At 69.4% G+C, this 20,596-nt stretch carries 17 protein-coding genes and 1 tRNA gene; 5 read left to right on the forward strand and 13 right to left on the reverse strand.

Going from position 1 to position 20,596, the window contains the following annotated elements:
- Window positions 1-709, forward strand: a 709-nt coding sequence (locus RIV14_RS12145; RefSeq protein ID WP_309325200.1) for an ATP-dependent helicase C-terminal domain-containing protein, incomplete at its 5' end; no start/stop codon positions are given.
- A gap of 217 nt (window positions 710-926) precedes the next feature.
- Here RIV14_RS12145 and RIV14_RS12150 read toward each other — a convergent pair.
- The 3 genes from RIV14_RS12150 to RIV14_RS12160 form a co-directional block, all read right to left on the reverse strand.
- Window positions 927-1,391, reverse strand: a complete 465-nt coding sequence (locus RIV14_RS12150; protein ID WP_075372486.1) for a nuclear transport factor 2 family protein — start codon at window positions 1,389-1,391, stop codon at window positions 927-929.
- A 356-nt stretch (window positions 1,392-1,747) separates the two neighbouring features.
- Window positions 1,748-1,836 (reverse strand) — tRNA-Ser (locus tag RIV14_RS12155).
- 139 nt (window positions 1,837-1,975) lie between these two features.
- Window positions 1,976-2,464, reverse strand: coding sequence for a nucleoside deaminase (locus RIV14_RS12160; protein WP_075372487.1), 489 nt, complete (start codon window positions 2,462-2,464; stop codon window positions 1,976-1,978).
- Window positions 2,465-2,798: 334 nt separating this feature from the next.
- Between RIV14_RS12160 and betT the strand changes: the two genes are divergently transcribed.
- Complete coding sequence (betT, locus tag RIV14_RS12165) at window positions 2,799-5,033, forward strand: choline BCCT transporter BetT (RefSeq protein WP_075372488.1); 2,235 nt, start codon at window positions 2,799-2,801, stop codon at window positions 5,031-5,033.
- 279 nt (window positions 5,034-5,312) lie between these two features.
- Here betT and RIV14_RS12170 read toward each other — a convergent pair whose 3' ends face one another.
- Window positions 5,313-6,176, reverse strand: a complete 864-nt coding sequence (locus RIV14_RS12170; protein WP_075372489.1) for an aldo/keto reductase — start codon at window positions 6,174-6,176, stop codon at window positions 5,313-5,315.
- 569 nt (window positions 6,177-6,745) lie between these two features.
- Between RIV14_RS12170 and upp the strand changes: the two genes are divergently transcribed.
- Window positions 6,746-7,384, forward strand: a complete 639-nt coding sequence (upp, locus tag RIV14_RS12175) for a uracil phosphoribosyltransferase (protein WP_075372490.1) — start codon at window positions 6,746-6,748, stop codon at window positions 7,382-7,384.
- Window positions 7,385-7,486: 102 nt separating this feature from the next.
- Window positions 7,487-9,532, forward strand: coding sequence for a variant leucine-rich repeat-containing protein (locus tag RIV14_RS12180; RefSeq protein ID WP_075372491.1), 2,046 nt, complete (start codon window positions 7,487-7,489; stop codon window positions 9,530-9,532).
- Window positions 9,533-9,661: 129 nt separating this feature from the next.
- Here RIV14_RS12180 and RIV14_RS12185 read toward each other — a convergent pair whose 3' ends face one another.
- From RIV14_RS12185 to RIV14_RS12220, 8 genes are all read right to left on the reverse strand, one after another.
- Window positions 9,662-10,486: an MT-A70 family methyltransferase gene (locus RIV14_RS12185; RefSeq protein ID WP_075372492.1), complete on the reverse strand. Its 825-nt coding sequence runs from the start codon at window positions 10,484-10,486 to the stop codon at window positions 9,662-9,664.
- Window positions 10,487-10,683: 197 nt separating this feature from the next.
- Window positions 10,684-11,376, reverse strand: a complete 693-nt coding sequence (locus RIV14_RS12190; protein WP_075372493.1) for a response regulator transcription factor — start codon at window positions 11,374-11,376, stop codon at window positions 10,684-10,686.
- Between the two features lie 3 nt (window positions 11,377-11,379).
- The gene (locus RIV14_RS12195; protein ID WP_256699292.1) at window positions 11,380-12,684 is read right to left on the reverse strand and encodes a sensor histidine kinase; all 1,305 of its coding nucleotides are present in this window, start codon (window positions 12,682-12,684) and stop codon (window positions 11,380-11,382) included.
- A gap of 132 nt (window positions 12,685-12,816) precedes the next feature.
- Window positions 12,817-14,208, reverse strand: coding sequence for an FtsX-like permease family protein (locus tag RIV14_RS12200; RefSeq protein ID WP_309325202.1), 1,392 nt, complete (start codon window positions 14,206-14,208; stop codon window positions 12,817-12,819).
- Complete coding sequence (locus tag RIV14_RS12205) at window positions 14,205-15,068, reverse strand: ABC transporter ATP-binding protein (RefSeq protein ID WP_256699396.1); 864 nt, start codon at window positions 15,066-15,068, stop codon at window positions 14,205-14,207. The genes RIV14_RS12200 and RIV14_RS12205 overlap by 4 nt, the downstream gene beginning before the upstream one ends.
- Window positions 15,069-15,412: 344 nt before the next feature.
- The gene (locus RIV14_RS12210) at window positions 15,413-16,255 is read right to left on the reverse strand and encodes a MetQ/NlpA family ABC transporter substrate-binding protein (RefSeq protein WP_075373676.1); all 843 of its coding nucleotides are present in this window, start codon (window positions 16,253-16,255) and stop codon (window positions 15,413-15,415) included.
- Window positions 16,256-16,383: 128 nt separating this feature from the next.
- On the reverse strand, window positions 16,384-17,103 hold the full coding sequence (locus tag RIV14_RS12215) for a methionine ABC transporter permease (protein WP_075373675.1): 720 nt from the start codon (window positions 17,101-17,103) through the stop codon (window positions 16,384-16,386).
- Window positions 17,100-18,305, reverse strand: coding sequence for a methionine ABC transporter ATP-binding protein (locus tag RIV14_RS12220; protein ID WP_075373674.1), 1,206 nt, complete (start codon window positions 18,303-18,305; stop codon window positions 17,100-17,102). The genes RIV14_RS12215 and RIV14_RS12220 overlap by 4 nt, the downstream gene beginning before the upstream one ends.
- Window positions 18,306-18,787: 482 nt before the next feature.
- Between RIV14_RS12220 and RIV14_RS12225 the strand changes: the two genes are divergently transcribed.
- A complete protein-coding gene (locus RIV14_RS12225) occupies window positions 18,788-19,783 on the forward strand; it encodes an alpha/beta hydrolase (RefSeq protein WP_075373673.1) in 996 nt (331 codons plus the stop codon).
- Window positions 19,784-19,795: 12 nt separating this feature from the next.
- Here RIV14_RS12225 and RIV14_RS12230 read toward each other — a convergent pair whose 3' ends face one another.
- Window positions 19,796-20,353, reverse strand: coding sequence for a low molecular weight protein-tyrosine-phosphatase (locus RIV14_RS12230; RefSeq protein ID WP_143224278.1), 558 nt, complete (start codon window positions 20,351-20,353; stop codon window positions 19,796-19,798).
- Window positions 20,354-20,596: the final 243 nt, after the last annotated feature.

A 20,596-nucleotide genomic window follows, 5' to 3' on the forward strand; every position in this document is an offset into this window, starting at 1 on the left:
GCGGGTGCGCGCCGAGGGGGCCGATGCCGGCCTGGCGGTGCTGCCGTGGGATGAGGAGGCGCTCGGCCTGCGCGCCCGTCTGGCCCTGCTGCACGAGCACCTGGGTGAGCCCTGGCCGGATATGAGCGATGCGGCCCTGGCGGAGCGGGCCGAGGAGTGGCTGGCACCGGCGGTGGCGAGCCTGGCCGGGCAGGCCGGAGGGTCAGGCGGACCGGGGAGGTCGGGTGAGTCGGCGTCGTCAGGCTCGAGCGGCCGGCGTTTCAACCTGGAGCGGCTGGACGTGGCCCACTCGCTGCGGGCGCTGCTGCCGTGGCCGCAGGCGGCGCGCCTGGACGAGCTGGTGCCCGAGCGCCTGGAGGTTCCCTCCGGTTCACAGGTGCCGGTGGACTACACGGCGGCGGTCGGCGGCGCGGGCCCGGTGGACCCGGCCGAGGCCGGGCGGGTGGGTCGGCCGGTGCTGGCGGTGCGGGTCCAGGAGTGCTTCGGCTGGGCGGCCACGCCGCGGATCGTGGAGGGCCGGGTGGCGGTGCTACTGCACCTGCTCTCTCCGGCGCGCCGTCCGGTGGCGGTCACCGACGACCTGGCCTCCTTCTGGGAGCAGGGCTACCCGCAGGTGCGCGCCGAGATGCGGGGCCGTTACCCCAAGCACGCCTGGCCGGAGGACCCGTGGAACGCGCCCGCCACGAGGGGGACCAGGCGGCGTCGGTAGGCGGGAACGAGGCTCACCCGGGACCGTCCAGCGACGGCGGGCGGCACGTGCCTCGGCAGAAGACGAGTACTGAGGCGGATCGGGGCTACCGACCTTGTCAGCGCCGCTGGCACCGCCGGGGCCCGCAGAAGGGCCCCGACCCAGCCTGCTCACGAACTGCCCCCGGACCACTCCCGGCCGGCTTACCGGCGCGGAGGGCAACCGGTCGGACGGGGCCTCACCAGGTGGAGGCGTCCAGGCGGCTGAAGCGGAAGCCGGTGGGGTTGCGCTCAGTGTCGGGGTCGGCGTCGGGCACGACGTATCCGACGATCTGGAGGTTCCAGGTGCCGCGCCCGCCCCACAGGGTGGCCGTGGTGCGGGTGCGGCCGCGCACCACCGGGAAGCCGGCGATGGTGTCGAGCTGGACGGAGACCACCTCGTGGGAGTGGTAGCGCATGGCGCCGTTGGCGATGTCGCCGAGCCACTCGACCTTGGGCTGGGGGTAGCCGGTCATGTGGGTCAGGACGCAGTAGTCGGTGAGCAGGGCGTCGATTGCCTTGGTGTCAGCGGCAACCATGGCGTCGCACAGGAGTGAGTAGAGCTCGGCGGCCGCGCGGGGCGCGATCTCGGAGGCGTGGGGGTGCGGGCGGACCTGCGTGTGGGAACGAGACAGGGTTCGGGATTCGTGGGGACGGCGACTCATGGGCCAAGAGTACGGCCCGACGTCGAATATATGAGGGACCAACAGCGCTCCCGCGGCCGGGTCGGGGCGCAGGGCCCTCGTCGGAGCGCAGGCCCCAGCGGGCCTCATGCGGCGGCTACTCCACGAGGGTGGGGATCTACTGGCCGAGGGTTGTGCGTACTGCACGAGAGCCCCACCTACGTGGAGTACACCCGCCCCTCCCCCAGTGGCCCCCGACCCTCGTGCAGTACGGGCGTCTCACGACGTCGAGCAGCCGCCGGCCATCGACACGGGCGGCCTCGAAGCGGGGAACCGAAACAGGGAACGCGAAGGACCCGCCGCGCAGCTCCTGGCTGCTCGACGGGCCCTCGCCGTGGTGGCGGTAGCGCTGGGATTCGAACCCAGGGTGGCTATGAACCACACAGACTTTCGAGATCTGCACCTTCGGCCGCTCGGACACGCTACCTCGACCACGAGGTTACACGGACGTTGCCCCGCTCCCCAACGCGACGTCCTGCGGTATCAGTCACGACCGACATCGTGCCCGGCAGGCCCGGCGACCCACCGGCCCCGGCGGCCCCGGCAGGCCCGGCCGGCGGGCCCCGTCAGCGGCGGTCGGCGAAGAAGGCGGTCAGGAGGTCCTGGGACTCCTGGGCTCGCAGGCCGGCGCGCACCTCGACCTGGTGGTTGGCGCGGGCGTCGCGCACGACGTCGCGCACTGAGCCGCAGGCCCCGGTCCGCGGCTCCCAGGCCCCCAGGACGAGTCGGGCCACCCGGGCCAGGACGATGGCGCCGGCACACATGGTGCACGGCTCGAGGGTGACCACGAGGGTGCAGCCGTCCAGATGGGAGTCACCCAGGGTGGCGCCGGCGGCGCGCAGGGCGCGGATCTCTGCGTGCGCCGTCGGGTCGTGCTCGGCCTCGCGGGCGTTGGCAGTCTCGGCCAGGACCGTTCCTTCAGGCGAGAGCACGACGGCGCCCACCGGCACCTCCCCCGCCGCGCCCGCCGCCCGGGCCAGCTCCAGGGCGCGCACCATGGCGGCGTCGGAGCCCGGGACCGGCGGGCTCGATGGCTGCGCAGAAGGAGGAGGCATCACGACCTCAAGGATGACAGACCAGGACAGTGGTCCGAGGCAACCCCGACTTCCGCCTCGTCCACCTCGGCTTGATCCGCGCCGCCTCAGTTCCCCGGATGCGACGGGACCTCACGCACCCGGAAGTCATCCCGACGGCCCCGGCGTTGTCGCCCTCCGGCGCCGTCGTCCGCGCGCCGCATGGGGGCTCACGAAGACATCATCTCGTTATAGGCTCCCCACAACATGCCCGGGCTCGGACAGCCGCCCCGCCCCACCGGCCCCGGCGCCGCGCCCCAAGCCCCGCGTCCCCAAGAAGCCCCCGCGAAGACCCCATGAAGAACGGAGCAGGTCGGTGAGCCGGTCCCCCGAATCGAGCGATGAGAGCGAGCCCGCGCCAGGCGCTTCCACTCAAGACGCCTCCCGGCCGGCCCCGTCGTCGGACCGCTTCTCAGTGCTGCGGCTCTCCGGCGACTCCTTCCCCGGCGCCCTGCTCGGCAAGCTGCCGGGCAAGGAGCCCCTCAACCCGGTGGTGTTCTTCGTGTCGGCCACCATCATCGCGATCGTCGCCCTGGCCGCGCTCATCGCACCCGACCTCGTCAAGAGCGCCTTCGGGGCGGCCGTGACCTGGACGAGCCGGTGGTTCGGCTCCTTCTACATCCTGCTCATCACGGCCGCGCTCGTCTTCATCCTGGGCCTGGCCTTCTCCCGCTTCGGGCGCATCCGCCTGGGCCCGGACAACTCGACGCCGGACTTCTCCACCTTCGCCTGGACGGCCATGCTCTTCGCCGCCGGCATCGGCACCGAGATCCTGTTCTTCGCCGTCGCCGAGCCGGTCGACCAGTACGTGCACCCGCCCACCGGCGACGCCCAGGCCATCCCCCCGGCCACCCGCGCCCGCGAGGCCATCGTCCTGTCCCTGTTCCACTACGGCATCTCCGGCTGGGGCCTGTACGCCCTCGTGGGCCTGGCAATGGCCTACTTCGCCTACCGACGCCGCGACACCCTCACGCTGCGCTCCACCCTGCGCCCGCTGCTGGGGCGGCACACCGAGGGCGTCATCGGCGACATCGTCGACGCCGCGGCCCTGGTCGGTGGGGTCTTCGGCATCGCCGCCTCGCTGGGGGTCGGCGTCGTCCAGCTGAACGTGGCCCTCAACATCCTGTTCGGGCTGCCGCAGGGCTTCCCCACCCAGATCGGGCTGACCACCCTTGCCGTCGTCATGGCCACCGTCTCGGCTGTCTCCGGCGTCGACCGGGGCGTGCGCGTCCTGTCCACCATCAACGTGCTGCTGGCCATCGGCCTGGCCCTGTGGGTGCTCGTCACCGGTGACGCCGCCTTCCTCATCGACGCCCTCATCGGCTCCATCGGCGACTTCTTCACCCGCTTCCCGCAGCTGACGCTGGAGACCTACGCCTACAACCGGCCCGATGAGTGGCTCAATGCCTGGACCCTGTTCTTCTGGGCGTGGTGGATCGCCTGGGCGGCCTTCGTGGGCATGTTCCTGGCCCGTATCTCACGCGGCCGCACCATCCGCCAGTTCGTGCTCGGCAGCCTCCTGCTGCCCTTCTGCTACATCCTCATGTGGGTGGCGATCTTCGGCAACCACGCCCTGGACCTGGTCATCCGCGGCAACGGCGAGTTCCGGGACATCACCCTGGAGCGGCCCGAGCAGGGGCTGTACTGGATCCTGGAGCACCTGCCGGGCCAGAAGATCCTCATCGCCCTGGCCCTGTTCATCGGGATCCTCTTCTATGTCACCAGCGCCGACTCCGGCGCCCTGGTCATGGCCAACCTCTCCAGCCGCATCCGCTCGGCGCGCCAGGACGCCGCCCCCTGGCTGCGGATCTTCTGGGCCGCCCTGACCGGGATCCTCACCATCGCGATGCTCGTGGCCGGCGGCATCCCCATCCTGCAGCAGGCCACCATCGTCATGGCGCTGCCCTTCTCCGGGGTCCTTATCCTCATCATGTACACCCTGTGGCGCTCCCTGAGCACCGAGGACACCTACAACCAGGCCCTGACTCAAGCCGACCGCAACCAGGCCCTGGGCTTCAACGGCTCGGCCGCGGGGCTGGAGCAGACGCCCTGGCGCGAGCGCCTGGCGCACACCCTCAACTCGGTGTCCCCCGACGAGGCCGGCAACGCCATGGAGCGGCGCATCGTGCCGGCCCTGGAGGCGGTGGCCACCGAGCTGCGCAAGGAGAACGTCTCCGCCGAGGTCTTCGTCGAGGGCCCCGAGGCCCAGGACCCCGACGACGAGCGCACCTTCCTGGGGCGCGCCAGCCTGGTGGTCTCCTCCCACCCGGCCACCGACAGCGGTGAGGAGCAGTCCAGCTCCATCGACTCCTTCCGCTACGTGGTGCGCATGGTGGTCACGCCGGTGCCCGCCTACGGCTTCGCCGTCCACGAGGCCGACGACCTCACGGTGCGCCTCGAGGTGCGCCCGCACAGCGGCGGCCAGGGCTACGACGTCGTCGACTGGAACTCCGACCAGGTGGCCCACGACGTCCTGGACCACTACGAGCGCTGGCTGGAGTACGTGGGCACCTCCGAGAAGAGCGAGTCCCGGTTCTCCCGACGGCTCTGAGGCGCGCTCCCGCGCCCGCCGTCGGGTCTGCCCCGGCCCGCTGCCTCCTCACCACCTCCTCCCCGCCGTCGACCAGCCCGCCCCCAAACGCTGACGGGGACACTGCGCGCGGCCGGGGACTTTTTCTTCCGGACGGGGGCATCCTGCGCGTGCGGGGACGGGATTCCTGTCCCCGACGGAGTCAACGCCCCCGCCCGGAGCGGACCGCACCCGACCGCGTCGAATGTCCCCGCCGGATGCGGCCGCCGGTAGCCGGATGCAGCCGTGGGCGGCCCGGGGTCAGTCCGCCTCGACCGTGTAGGAGGCGAGGCGCTCCTGGAAGGCGGGGTCATAGTGGTTGACGACGCCCTGCCCCTCGTCGAGGGCGGCGATGGCCCGCATGTCGGCGTCGTCGAGCTGGAAGTCGGTGACGTCAAGGTTGGTGACCATGCGCTCACGGTGGACCGTCTTGGGGATGACGATGATGTCGAACTGGATGAGGTAGCGCAGGGCCACCTGGGCGGCGGTCTTGCCGTACTTCTCGCCGACGGCGGTGAGCACCGGGTGGGTGAAAATGTTGTTGCGGCCCTGGGCCAGCGGGCCCCAGGACTCCAGGGCGGTGTCGTACTTGGCGTACCAGGCGCGGTTGTCGGCCTGCTGGTTGAAGACGTGGGTCTCCATCTGGTTGACCGCCGGCGGCACCTCGACGTGCTGCGCCAGGTCCACGAACCGGTCGGGGAAGAAGTTGGAGACGCCGATGGCGCGGACCTTGCCGGCGGCCAGGGCCTTCTCCATGGCGCGGTAGGTGCCGTAGTAGTCGCCGAAGGGCTGGTGGACGAGCAGCAGGTCGACGTAGTCGGTGCCCAGGCGGCGCAGGGAGCCGTCGATGGAGCGGGCGGCGCGCTCCTCCCCGGCGTTGGAGATCCAGACCTTGGTGGTCAGGAAGATGTCCTCGCGGGGCAGTCCACAGTTGGCGACGGCCGCGCCCACGCCCGCCTCGTTGCGGTAGGCCTGGGCGGTGTCGACGTGGCGGTAGCCGACCTCGAAGGCCTCGAGCACGGCCCGCTCGGTCTCCTCCGGCGGGGTCAGGAAGACGCCGTAGCCGATCTGCGGGATGTCGACGCCATTGTTGAGAGTGATGGTGAGGGCGGAGCCGTTGGCCATGAGTTCTCCTTCGATGCGGTCGGTGACGGCAACCTAGCCCCGCAGGCGGGCGCGACGTCAGCCCCGTTCGCGCCCGGCCCAACCGGCGCGTGCGGGCCGTCCTGGCTTGGTCGCACGCCTGAATCTGGACCTGCCCACGCTCCCGAGTCCGAACCCGGCCGCGCACCCCACTGCTGGAGGATGCACCACTCGGGAGAGGACGTTTGGTACCTGAGACTGGTTTGGTCAGAGTGTGCATCGGGAAGCGGCCGCGTGCGGTGGCCGAAACGGCCCCGATGGCGGCCCGATGTCCAAATCTGTGACAAAGGGCTCGAACGGAATGAAACAGGCGAAACGAAACCGCATGATTCCGCGGTTCTGTTACAGGCATGAAGAACGCGAAGGCTCCTTTGTCACCGATTTGGACACAACACGGTCACCATCGCGGGATCTCACCAGAGACTCCGGCGGCGACTCCGACATCGGCGACGCGTCCAGGCCGTCAAAGCGACATAACCCGGCCGTGAGCGCGCAGGAGGCCGGCACGCGTGGTGACGGTGCGGACCGTGCTGCGGCATTAGGCTGTCCCCATGCGCCTCCACGTTGCCGACCACCCCCTCATCGACCACAAGCTCTCCGTCCTGCGTGATGAGAAGACACCGTCGGCGGTCTTCCGCCAGCTGGTGGATGAGCTCGTCACCCTGCTCGCCTACGAGGCCACCCGCGAGGTGCGCACCGAGGAGGTGGAGATCCGCACCCCCGTGGCGCTGGCCCACTGCCGCCGCCTGGCCGACCCGCACCCGATCGTGGTGCCGATCCTGCGCGCGGGCCTGGGAATGCTCGAGGGCATGACCCGCCTGCTGCCCACGGCGGAGGTCGGCTTCCTGGGGATGAAGCGTGACGAGGACACCCTGGAGGTGGAGACCTACGCCAACCGCCTGCCCGAGGACCTCTCGGGCCGCCAGTGCTTCGTCGTCGACCCCATGCTCGCCACCGGTCACACCCTCGTGGCCGCCATCGACTACCTGCTGGAGCGCGGGGCGCGCGACGTCACCGCGCTGTGCCTCATCGCCGCGCCCGAGGGGGTCAAGACGCTGGAGGAGGCGGTCGGCGGGCGCGCGAATGTCACGGTGGTGACCGCCGGGGTGGATGAGCGCCTCAACGAGCACGCCTACATCGTGCCCGGTCTCGGCGACGCCGGTGACCGCCTTTACGGCATCGTCGACTGACTCACCGGCTCTCGCCCGGCCGCGTCATTTCAACGGCGCGCTCGAAGGTTAATGTTCCCATTCTGTGACCTCGAGCCATAGATTTCGTTAGGCTCGGGAGACATGACGACGGGGCACTCACCTTCTTCCAGCGACTACGACGCAACGACGGCGCTCAGCAGGTTCGCCTCACCGCAGGACCTCGAACGGATCGCCGAGACCCGTCCCGACCTGCACTCGATCCTGGCGACCAACCCGTCGATCCCACCTCGGGCCCGCAAGATACTGGAGCAGTCCGACGACGCCGTCGTCCAGGAGGTGCTGGCGCGCCAGGCCGGTCGTGGCGCTCAGTCAGCTCAGCCGGCGCAGTCTCCCGTCCCGGGTGAAATCAGCCCGATGGCGCCGACGATGGCGGTGGGGACGGTTGCTGGGGCAATGGGGGCGCCGCCCCCGCAGCCGGTTCCCGCCAGTTCCGGGTACGCGCAGATTCCTCAGGAGTATGGCGCTCACCAGTCGGGGGCGCCCGGAGCGCTACCACAGGGAGGCTCGCTTCAGGGGCCCTCCCCTCAAGGGTATGGAGCCGCGGCGCCTCAGTCCCCGCAGGGTCCGCCCCAGCAGGCCGCTCAGGCGGCGCAGGCTTTTGCGGCGTCGCAGCCCGTCGCGCCGCCGCCAGCCGGCCAGGGGTATTCGGCGCCCTCGATGCAGGCAGCGGCTCAGCCCCTGGACCAGCAGACCGCGATGCCGCCCGGGGTGCCGAGCCGGGTGCCGTCGGAATACGGAGTGGGCCAGGGCCAGGCTGATGACTCGAGGCAGGCATACGGTCCGGGTCAGCCGGTCGCGCCGGCCTATGGAACACCGATGTATGCGCCGCCGTCGGCACAGGCTCCAAAGAAGCGCCGCCTGCTCAAAGTGGTCGCTGTCGTTCTGCCGATCATTCTCGTTCTGGGCGCTGGAGGGGCGGCCGCCTGGTACTTCCTGGGGCGCAGCGAGGCCTACTTGGGTTCAACGTACGTGACTCCGTCGGGCGCCTGGGCGAACGGTGCGGACAAGGCCTGGAGCATCGACGTCGATTCTTATGAGGATCCTTACGTATTCGGCGATCATCTGGTGATAGTCGACAAGGGGTCTGACACCCTGACCGCTTACAGCCCACTGGGCGACAACATGAAGGAAGTATGGAAAACCACTATTGATGACGGGGACTTCAGTTCATCATATGATATTGCCTCCGTTCTTCTGAAATGGGGGGACAACACGCTGGTTCACAAGTCCACCCTCATTGACCTGAAAACCGGGAAAACCTCAAAGGCGCCCTGGGGGGAAAGCAATCCCGTAGTAATCGTCGGCGACATCGCTATTTCCTGCAAAGAAAGCGATAAGTGCACCGCCTGGGGAGCGGATAAAAAACAGAAATGGTCGCGCAAGATCCCCGGATCGGGAAGCCCCTTCGAATCACTGGACATGTTCAATGCGACTTTCCTGGTCAAGGACGAGCAGCGCTACCTTGCGCTGTTCAACGTCGTCATCAACATCGATAACGGTGAGACGCTGTTCCTCGGAGGAGGATCGAAGGCCGATTCGGACCTTGTCACTTGGTACTTCCAGGACGGTTGGGGAACCCTGGAGCTGGAGCACGACTCTGAGTCCGATTCGAGTTCATCAGCCGACAGGGAGTACAAAGTGACGGTTTATGATTTCAAGGGGAAGAAACAGGGCAGCTATCGAGAGACTCTGCCTGCACGCGAGAGCGTTGTCGAGGAAGACAAGAAACTCCCCACGGCCGAGGAGCATCGCACCTACTTCAAGGACCAGGACTTCAGCGACGCCAGTCTCACCGCAAAATCCAACAGCGACGGCTGCATCACTCGGGTCAAGCCCAAGCAAGGCAGCTCCATCAGCGTTCCCGAGGCGGACACGAACAGCATTTTCTCCGGATGCCCGTCTGTGGCGAAGAGCTCTGAGGATGGCCGCGTCGTCAAGTTGATGGTGATGAATCGTGGGGACGCCAATACAATAACTGCGCTCATCAACGTCAAGACAGGGAAGGAAATTAAGTTCAGCGGAATCGACTTGGAGAATGACGATACGCTCATCATCGCCAAACCCGACCTCATCATCGGCTACAACAAGCTTGACGGCAAGGTCATTGGTTTCAAGCCTGCCTCCTAGGGCAGCGCCGCAGCGGCACTGATACGGCGCTTTCAGGCACGTTCCGCGTGGCCGGGCGCGATCTGCTCCAGCCTGGGACGCCTCACGCGCAGGGGACTGGATTCCTGTTCTCGACGGCGTTGAACGCCCTCACTCTCGCTCTCGCAGCTCCACGCCGGCCTTGGCCAGGAGGCTGTGTACCCGCGTGGTGGAGTAGCCCGATTGAGTCGAGATCTGCTGAACTGACGCCCCCTTCGCATACTCATCGGCCAGGATCCGGGCGACGCGCTCTAAGAGCCAGTCGCTCATCTGCTCATTGGTTTCCAGGTGCGGCGGGGAGTCGATGTCGCCGCCGGCGTACCCACGCTGAGCCTTACCCCGCGGCGTGATCTCTTCATCCGACTCATTGCCCCACACGGACCACCCCGGTCGCGCGTAGCGGGCGAACATCTCCAGGTACGGACCCGGCGAGCACGACTCGATGAGGTCATACTGCTCGTCGGGCTTGCGGCTGTGCTCACGCTTGCGCGTCTCGATCATATTGACCGTCGAGCGCCCCGGCGCCAGCGTTCTCATGGATCCTTTGACCCCGAACAGGATCGGCTCCGTGACATTGCGGAAGTAGAAGCCGACGCCGCGGCCGTCCGGCCCGCCGTCTTTGCGCCGCTTGGCCCAGATGATATTCGAGACGTAGCGGAACCCCCACGCCTGCATCACCTCCAGGCCTTCCGGAAGCAAGGCGTTGGGTACCCACAGGTACAGGTGGGCGTTCACTGCGGTCACGTCACTGACCGGAAGATCCTTGATCTCCTCAAGAGACATCGTCCCGTACCTGCCCAGACGACGGTGCTCGGGAGCGACCTTGCCAGTTCGATTAGTGAACCGCCACGGAGGGTCGGCCAGAACGGTCTGAAATCCTCCTTCCACTGTAGGAAGTGGAGCGATTTCCGCAGAGGATCCCGGAGCCTTGGACACCCCCTAGATGTACCAGAGATAGATCTGGTTTGTCACTCATGGGTCTTTTATGTGGATGGGGACCGCTCGCGTCCTACGTCTTCCAGCCGGACTCCCGGCAGTTCCACGCTGGGGGCCGGGAAGGACTTACGCAGATCGCGCGCTTCCGCGGCAGCCTGAGGCGACCGCATCCCAGACGCCAGCCGACAACACAGATCTCAACCACCGCTCTTGTACCAGGCGACGGCGATTTGGACGCGGTCGCGCAGGTGGAGCTTGGCCAGGATGCGGCTGACGTTGCGGCGCACGGAGGCGGGCTGCAGCACGAGCCGCTCGGCGATCTCCTCGTTCGACATCCCCTCGGCAATGAGCCGGGCCACGTCGAGCTCCCTGGGCGTCAGCGCCCCGAACCTCTCCCGCAGCCCCTCGCGCTGCGCCCCGGACAGTGCCCGCGGGACCCCACGCGCAATAAGCTCCTTGGTGACGCGCGGCGTGAGCACGGCGTCACCCTGCGCCACCGCCCGCACCGCCTGAGCCAGCTGCGCCGCCCGCACATCCTTGAGCAGGAACCCCGAGGCCCCCACCTCCAACGCCCCGAAGGCGTAGTCGTCCTCGTCGTAGGTGGTCAGCACCAGGACCTTCACCGTCGGGAACCGCCGCGCCATCACCCGGGTCGCGCTGATCCCATCCATGCTCGGCATGCGCACATCCATGAGCACGACGTCGGGCAGCCCCGTTGATCGGTTCAGCCCCTCCAGAACCTCCAGCGCCTCCTGCCCGTCACCGGCCTCCGCCACTACGTGAAGGTCCGGCGCCTTGCGGATCATGAGCGCCAGCCCCAGGCGCGCGTAGCGCTGGTCGTCCACGATCATGACCAGCGTCGGCCTCAACCCCTCCGATTCCACGCCCATGCCTCAGCCCTCACCGCGAGTTCTCGGCACCGTTGCCGTCACCAGCCAGCCGCCGTCGGACTCGGGCCCCCAGTCCAGCGATCCTCCCGCCACCTCAACCCGGTCCCGCAGCCGCGGCAGGCCGGTCCCCTCCGCAGACCCACCACGGCAGCCGTCATCTTCCCCGCCACTGTCACCCGAGGCGCCGTCGTTGCGAACCGTCACCGTGACAGCCGACTCGCCGTGGTCCCAGGACACCTGCACCTGCGACAGCGCGGGCGCGTGCCGCACCGCGTTGGTGAGCGCCTCCCGGGTGAGCGCGAAGCACAGGTCGGCCTGGGCGTCGTCGTCGGCCCGCTGCCCGGTCTCGGTGAAAACGACCGTGACGCCCAGTGACCTCACCCGGCCGACGACGCTCCTGATCTCATCCCAGGGCCGGTGCCCGGCACCGTCCCGGTCCGGTGAGTCCGCCGGCTCACCCTCGGCGTCGGCCAGGGCCCTCACCGCCCGGCGAGTCTGCTCCAGGCACTCCCGCGCCACCTCGTTGATGCCGCCGAGCGCCTCATTGATCTCCGGGTCGGCCACACCGGCCAGCCCCTCGGACAGGGCGATGATCGTGGTCAGGCCGTGCCCCACGGAGTCGTGGAGCTCGGCGGCGATATCGGCCCGGTTCACCGCGCGGTCGCGCTCGGCCCGCAGCGCCCGGAAGCGCTCCCGCTCGGCTTTGGCATCGGCTTGCGCCGCCCGCCAGTTCGCGACGCTGCGCGCCATCATTGCCGCGATGACCGTCAGCAGGACCGCGACCACCTGGCTGAGCCACTCCTCCATCAGGACCCCGGGCGGGGCCACCAGGACCGCACTGGCCGTCGCCATGAGGCAGGCCGCACCGATGGCTGCGAGGTGCTGCCACAGCGGGAGCCGGTTCACCGCGCTCCCCAGCGCCACCAGCACCGGGAAGAGAAAGAAGTTGTTGAGCCCCAGCGCCGAGGTCACCACATACACGGCACACTCGATCAGGAAGACCGCCAGCGGGTACCTGCGTCGCGCAGTAAGGAGCGCCGTGGACCCCATGACCGCCACGATGAGAATCGCGAAGCCGATTCTGGTTGGAGCGATCCCTGCAACCAGGCCGCCGTCGCCGACGCGGCCGGTCAGCACCGTGCTGCCGATCATGCCGCCCTGGTAAGTGGCGCACAGGATGAGGAGCAGCGTGGACAGAATGCCGGGGCCGGCCTGCGCGGGCGCCGGCTGGTGCACCCAATCACCCAGCGTCCGCCAGTCGACCCGCACCCTCATGGCCGACGACGAGCCGCGCTCTTCACCGGACACCAGCGTCCCTCCTCTCCGTCGCGACCGTACCCTACGCCCCGAGATCTGAACCCGGACCGCAGCCGGCGAGCCGCGAGCGGCCAACCCACTCGGTCCTAGCGATCTGCTGCCCCTCCCACCTCCGGCCCATCCTCACTCGGCCGCCAGGACGGCGCCGATCGGGCTCCGGGCAGCACTCCGGATCGGAGCGAGCAGCACCGCGGTCAGGGCCAGGAAGGACAGGAGGGCCACCAGCAGCACTGGCCCAACACCGGGGCGCACCACCAGCGGCATCCCCGCCCTGGCGTAGAAGAGGGACTCGCCGGCCGTCGTCACCACCAGTGGCACGAGCGAGATCAGCAGGGCCGTCCCCACGTACAGTGCCGCCTCGACGACCACTTGCCGGAGCACGCCCCGCACCGTGCTCCCGGCGCAGCGCAGCACCGCGAGCTCACGCTGCCGGGACCGGGAGGACATGCCGACGACGGCCACGGCCCCCAGCAGCGCCGTCACCCCAAGGATCGCCGCCAGCACCAGTGAGTCCACCTGGTTGATCGCTACATTCAGGTGCGCCGCCTCCACCACTGCCTGCACCGTGGCGAGACTGGTCGTGAGTGTCCCGGTGAAGGAGATTGCCAGGGCCAGCAGGCCGATGGCACTCGCCGACGACTCGCTGCGCCACAGCGCCGAACGGCGCGCAATGAGCCACGGCCCACCCAGCCGTACCAGCGGCGCCGACCACAGCCTCAGCAGCCCCGGGATGAGAACGGGTGCCAGCATCACTACAAGGACCGCGAGCAGGAGGGAGGCCAGGATCGCCTGGCCACCGCCTGTCGGCCATCCATCGATCTTCCTTCCGGGCGGAGCCAGGAAGGCGACGAGCAGCTGTCCCGCGCATACGAGCGCCCACACTCCGGCCAGGATTCGTCGCCCCACACCCATGCGGCGTCGCCCACCCGGGGCGGCGTCGCGAACTGCCTCCACGGCGGGCGTTCTCACCGCGGCGCGTGCCGGGCCCACGGCTCCCAGGAGCGCGACGGCGACCACAACCACCACGGTGAGCAGCAGCGTCGTCGGTGTCTGGGCGACCTCGATCCGCCCCATACGCGCCGCTGCCAGGCGGGTGAGCACCGAAGCGAAGGGCTGGGCCGCCACCTGCCCCAGCAGAGTCCCAGGCACACAGGCCACTAGGCCCAGCACCGCCACGGTGGCGAGGACGGCGGCGAGCACCTGCCGGGGCCGGGCGCCGGCCAGCCGCCACAGGGCCCAGTTCGTGCGCAGTGCCTGCACGCAGGACTGCCCGACGACGGCCACCACCGGGACCGTCACCATCGCCGTATAGAAGGCGACCGAGACACCCGGAACCGTGAGCTCGGCCGGGTCCACGCCCGCCGCCCGCGCCGCAGCGACGACGTCGGGCCGGGTGACAGTCATGCGGTGCACCAGGCAGACGTTGACGAGTCCCGCGGCCAGAGCCAGCACCGCCACCGTCCCCGACCAGGCCCGCCACTGGGTAGCCAGGGCACGCAGCGTGTAGCGGGTCATGCCGCAGCTCCCGTCTGGTTGACGGCGGCCAGCAGCTCGTCGGGGGTGGCGCCGCGGCGGCGGTCGACGATACGGCCGTCGCGCATGATGAGCACGCTCTCGGCCAGGGCCGCGGCCCCCAGGTCGTGCGTGACGAGGATGACGGCGGCCCCGTCGTCGGCCAGGCGTCGCAGCTCGGCGAGCACGAAGGCGGCCGAGCGGGTGTCGAGGGCCCCGGTGGGTTCGTCGGCGAAGACGACCGGTGGACGGCGGTAGAGGACCCGTCCCAGGGCGACGCGCTGCTGCTCGCCGCCTGAGAGCGTGGTCGCGACCGCGTTGGCGCGCGGCTCCAGTCCCAGCCCGACCAGGACATCCCGCACCCGTGCCGAGTCGGGGCGCCGGCCGGCCAGGGTGTCGGAGATCGTGATGTTCTCCCGCACCGTCAGGTAGGGCACGAGGTTGTAGGCCTGAAAGACGAAGCCCACCCGGTCGCGGTAGAGCTCGGACACCCGCGCCGCCGGGAGCCCGCCGAGGTCACGCCCCATGAGCGAGACGCGCCCCGACGTCGCCGGCTCCAACCCAGCCAGGCACAGCAACGCCGTGGACTTGCCCGAGCCGCTGGGACCGACCAGCGCCGTCAATTGCCCTGGCATCATGGCGCAGGAGATGCCGTGCAGGATCTCGACCGGTTCCCCACTGGGGGTCGGGAAGGACTTGCGCAGATCGCGTGCCTCGACAGCCGGCGGAGTCACCGAGTGCCCGGCGCCGGCGACGCCTCCCTCCCCGGTCGCGCCGCCCAGGCCCCTGAGGTCTTCGGCTGTGCGTCCCCGCACCGGTTGAGCCGGCCGGTCCGACTGCATCCGTTCACGTCGAGCTGCCATGGCCCTGCGCCGTCCTCTCCCCTGCGAATCCGCCGGTATCACTGGACGCCGTCGGACGCCCGCGGTTCAACCTAGGCGGCCGCCTCGGCTCCCGGGCCCGCAGACCGCGAACTGTCCACAGATGATGACAACCGGCCCCACGGGCAGCGGACGGGGACATTCCGCGCGGAGTGCACCCGCCCGCAGCGCATGCCCTCACCGCGCCGCGCGCACTCAACCACCCATACCCCGCCTGCGCACCCCACCCGCGCCAGCACGAAGGGCCGGTCGCAGTCGGCCCTTCGACCCACCGCAACCGGCCCCGCGCACGGACCCGTAAGTCCGACGACCGCAGCCTTCCGACGTCAGAACGCCGGGATGACGGCCCCGTCGGGCCAGGTCTTGTTGATGTAGTCACGCAGCTTTTCGTCGTTGAGGAGCTTGGCGAGCTTCTTGAGGTGCTCGTTGTCCTTATCGGCCTTGCGCACGACGAGCTGGTTGGGGTACTCCGAGTCCTTGCCGCCCTTCTCAAGAAGGAGCGCGTCCTTCTTGGGGTTGAGCTTGGCGGCGATGGCGTAGTTGCCGTTGATGATCGCGGCATCCCCGTCCGGCATCGACCGGTGGACCTGGGCGCCGTCAACCGTCTTGAACTTCAGCTTCTTCGGGTTGGATGACACGCTTGTGACGTTAGGGATCGCCACTCCCTCCTTCAGTTCGATCAGACCGGCGGCGACCAGGAGCTTGAGCCCACGGGCAGTGTTGGCCGGGTCATTGTTGAGGATGATCGTGCCGCCCTCCGGGATCTCCTTGACGTCCTTGTATCCCTTGGAGGTGTAGATGCCCATGGGCTCGACGTGGACGTTGGCGATGGACACCAGGTCGTAGCCCTTGTCCTTGTTCTGCTGCTCCAGGAAGTTGGGGGTCTGGAAGAAGTTGGCGGCCAGCGAGCCGTCATTCAGGGAGGCGTTCGGCGTCTGATAGTCGTTGATGGTCACGATGTCGAGCTTGATGCCGGTTCCCTCAGTGAGGTTGTCCTGGACCCACTTGAGGATTGCGGCGTGGGGCTGAGGGCTGGCACCGATGGAGATGGTCGTGACGCCGTTCTTCTCAGTCATGCCGGTCTTGGAGCCGCAGGCGGCCAGGGTGAGGGCGGCGGCGGTGGCCAGGCCACCGGCGATGACGCTGCGCCGGGAGATAGAGGAGGACATGGTGGTTCCTTTCGCGGGGCCGGGCGGCCCCAGTGACGGGAGGGGGAAAGTCTTGAACAGTGCTGGGGCCGACGGCACGTCCGCCCGGTTCCAGGCGGCGCAGCGCGCTTACCCGGCTGGTGAGCGCCTCAGCGGTGGTCCACCAGCCGGCTGAGCATGTCGCCGATGAGCTGGATGATGCCGACGATGACGGCGATGATGACCACGGTGATGACCACGACGTCCACCATGTTGCTGTTGTGGCCGTACGTGATGGCGAGATCGCCCAGACCGCCGCCGCCGACGGCGCCGGCCATGGCGGAGTAACCCAGCAGGGTGATGATGGTGACGGTGCCCGACTGGATAAGAATCGGCAGGGCCTCGCGCACGAGCACGCCCCAGATGATCTGCCGGTCAGAGGCTCCCATCATGAGGGCGGCCTCGACCTTGCCGCGGTCGACGTCGTTAATGGCCGTCTCCACCAGGCGCGCGTAGAAGGGGATCGCGCCAATGGTCAGCGGCACGCAGACGGCCTGCCAGCCGGTGGACGACCCCACGATCAGCCTCGTCACGGAAATCAGGGCGATGATGAGGATGATGAAGGGCATGGAGCGCCCGATGTTGACGATCTGCGAGAGCACCCAGTACAGGGGCGGATTGGGACGCTGACCGCGCTGGCCGGTGTTCACCAGCGCGAGCCCCAGGAGGAGACCGAAAACAATGGTCAGCGCTCCCGAGACGAAGGTCATCGCCAAGGTCTCGAAGATGGAGGTACCGAGGAGGTCGTGGATGATGGTGTTATTGAACCAGGTCCCATCTTCGGAGCTCGCGCTCGCGGCCTGGGTCAGCGGAAGGAGGATCGGGTTCATGAGCGGACCTCCGCAGCAATACCGGCGTGACGCAGGGTGCTCACGGCCTGTTCGGTGTCGGGCCCGGGGATGGTGACGGCCAGGCGCCCGATCTGGGCCTGCCCGATCGTCTCGAAGACGCCGGCGGCGATGTCCCCGCCAAGCTCGGCCACCATGGACATGAGGGCGACGGCGGCCGGCTGGCCCGGGTGGGCGGTGATGGAGACGTCGATGACGCTCTCCCCGTGGGCGACGGCGGCCTCGGGCACCTTCGGGAAGGGCACGATCTCGCGTGAGAGCCGGGAGTCGACGTCGAGCACGATGTCCTCCAGGCGGCCGCTCTCGACGATCCGCCCGGCCTCAAGCAGGCTGACGGAGTCGCAGACCTGGCGGACCACGCTCATCTCGTGGGTGATGATGATGACGGTCAGGCCCAGGGTGTCGCGGACGTTCTTGATGAGGTCGAGGATGGAGCGGGTGGTCTCCGGGTCCAGGGCGGAGGTGGGCTCGTCGCACAGGAGGACGGCCGGGTCGTCGGCCAGCGCCCGGGCGATGCCGACGCGCTGCTTCTGGCCGCCGGAGAGCTGGGAGGGGTAGGAGGCTCCGCGGTCGGCCAGGCCCACGAGGTCGAGCATGCGCTTGACGACCGGGTGGCGCCTCCCGCTGGGGACGCCCGCGAGCGCCAGCGGGTAGGCGATGTTCTGCGCCGTGGTGCGCTGGTCCAGGAGGTTTGCGTGCTGGAAGACCATGCCGATGCGGCGTCGGGCCTCGCGCAGCTGGCCGGATGACAGGGCGGTCATGTCCTGGCCGGCGATACTCACATGTCCGCTGGTGGGGCGCTCCAGGGAGGTCAGGCAGCGCACGAGCGTGGACTTGCCGGCCCCGGAGGTGCCGACGATGCCGTGGATGGAGCCGGCGGCGACGTCGAGGCTGAGCCCGTCCAGGGCCCGTACCTGCTTGCCGTTGCGCAGGCGGTAGACCTTGTGGACGTCGCGCAGGGAGATCATGGGGGCGTCAGCGGAGCCGTCCTCCTCGGTGTCGGTGCTTCCGGCCTCGGCACTCTCAGGCTCGGTGTCCCGAAGCTCGGCGCTCACGCCCTCCCCGTACTCGACGCGCTGGGAGTCGGAGGAGTCACTCTCCTCATGTCGGCCGGGGTCGGCGGTCGCCTGTTCGCTTGTGCTCACGTGTTCCTCCATCGTTCCTGGCGGAAGCACCCGCACCATGAAGGGGGTTGCTGCAATGTCGTCGAGCCAGGTCTCTCGGTTGCTCTAGATGGCCACTGATAACTTACGCAGCGCCGCCTTGGCGGCGCAAGCGAGGCCACTGCCAAGGGACCGAGGTCACGCCCGCACCCGGTGCCGTGCCCGAATTACGAGACGAGCCGGGTGGGCGAGCCGTGCGGGACGGGCTGCACAGGGCCCGCTGGCCGGTCCCGCTGTCGGGCCGGGCCGTGCGGCGGTCGGGAGCCAGCCCGCCGAGGTTGTCACGCGAGACCCGCTTTCGGCCCGGGCCGTACGGGGCTAGCCGGCCGGGACAGGCCGTACCGGGCTGGCCGGCTTTCGTCCCGCACCCGCACCCTCGGCCCGGCCATCACCGCCCCTACGGCCCGGCCATCACCAGCGTTCCCTCAACGTCCTGGCTATTCCCAGGTCGTGTGTCGGCGCCGCTACTCGCGCCGCACAGGGCAACGTGCTTGGATCTGCTCATGAGTGCGACCTTGGAGCCGACCACCCCCGACATCCTGGGAGAGCCGTGGGTGGCCCGCCGTATCCCGGTGACCGAGTCACCCACGAAGGCGCCCGGCGCCGACCACGCCGTGCTCGTCTTCCAGCGCGAGGCGGCGGGCCGGGCCAGCCGGCCCCGGCACTCGCGAGCGGTCCTCTACCTGCACGGCCGCAGCGACTACTTCTTCCAGACCCACCTGGCCCAGGCCTATCTCGACGCCGGCTTTGAGTTCTACGCGCTGGACCTGCGGGCCTGCGGGCGGGCCGGCGTCGGGTACCCCTCCCCGCACGACGTGCGCGACCTGCGCGTCCATGACGAGGAGATCGCCGAGGCCCTGCGCATCATCCGCTCCGAGCACGGGCACGACGTCGTCGTCCTCAACGGGCACTCGACCGGCGGGCTGCAGGCGGTCATCTGGGCGGCCGACCACCCCGGGACCGTGGACGCGCTGGTCCTCAACTCCCCGTGGCTGGACCTGCGCGGGTCGGCGCTGGTGCGCTCCTACGGCTCGGCCTTCGTGGACCTCCTCTCGCGGCGGGACCCCGAGCGCGTCATTGGCGAGCCGGGCAGCGGCGATGAGGACAACTATGTGGCGGCCCTGCACCGGCGCTGGCGCGGCGAGTGGGACTGGGACCTGGTGCTCAAGCCGGCGCCGTCCTTCCCGGTGCGGGCCGGGTTCCTGGCGGGGATCCGACGTCTGCAGCGCGAGGTCCACCACGGGCTGGGGATCCGGGTGCCGATCCTCGTGTGCTGCTCAACGGCCAGCGGCGGTGTCAAGGCGACCCTGGAGGAGGCGCAGCGCTCCGACATCGTCCTCGACGTGGAGCAAATCATCGACCGTTCCCAGTACCTGGGCGACGACGTGACCGTCCGCCAGATCCCCGATGGCGTCCACGACCTGGCCCTGTCCGGGCCGCTGGCGCGCGCCGAGTACTTTCAGGCCGTCATGCGTTGGCTGGACAACCGCCTGCACTGAGTCGCTGAGCTGTCAGTCGCGGAGCGCGGCGAGCTGCTCGGCGAGCTCGTCGCTGACCCGTTCGACGACCTGGAGGGTGTCGACGAAGTCGGCCATAGTGCCGTACCAGGGGTCGGGCACGTTGAGGACGCTGCGGGAGGCCCCACCCGCGGCGACCGCCTCGGCCTGCTGGACGGAGGCCGGGTCGAGCTCGCGGTACATGCGGATGCGGGTGGGCTCGGCCCCCAGGCCCGCGGCGCGGCGCTGGAGAACGTTCCAGTGCGAGTCGGTCATGGCCAGCAGGAGGTCGGCCTCGGTGATCTCGGCGTCGGTGATGCGGTGGGCGGTGTGGGTGGTGATGGCGATACCCGTGGCGCGTGAGACGTCGTCGGCGCCGGTGCCGTAACCGGCCTCGGTCAGGACGCGGCGGGCCCGGGAGTCGATGGGGTTGCCGCGCTCCTCGTCGGAGACGCCGGCGGAGGTGACGGCCACGCCACCCGGCCCGGAGCCGGGGATGCCGGCGGCGGCGAGGCGGTCGCGCAGGACGGCCTCGGCCATGGCGGAGCGGCAGATGTTGCCGGTGCACACCATGATGACGCGGTAGGGGCCGGCGCCACGGCGGCTGGGCAGCGGGGCGGCTGAACCGGCAGCGGACGCAGTGGAGGAGGCGAAAGAGGCGGAGGCAGCGGCGGTCGTCTCGGTGCTGACGTCGGAGGAGCTCACGCCCCGAGCCTTGCGCACGCCGCGGCCGCCTGTCCACTGACTCGGCCTCCCGACGCCGGGGACTTGTACTCGCCGGCACGAGGTGAAGCGTCCGCGCGTTCGTAGGGTAAG

The organism is Actinomyces acetigenes (assembly GCF_031296635.1).
Lineage (GTDB): Bacteria > Actinomycetota > Actinomycetes > Actinomycetales > Actinomycetaceae > Actinomyces > Actinomyces acetigenes.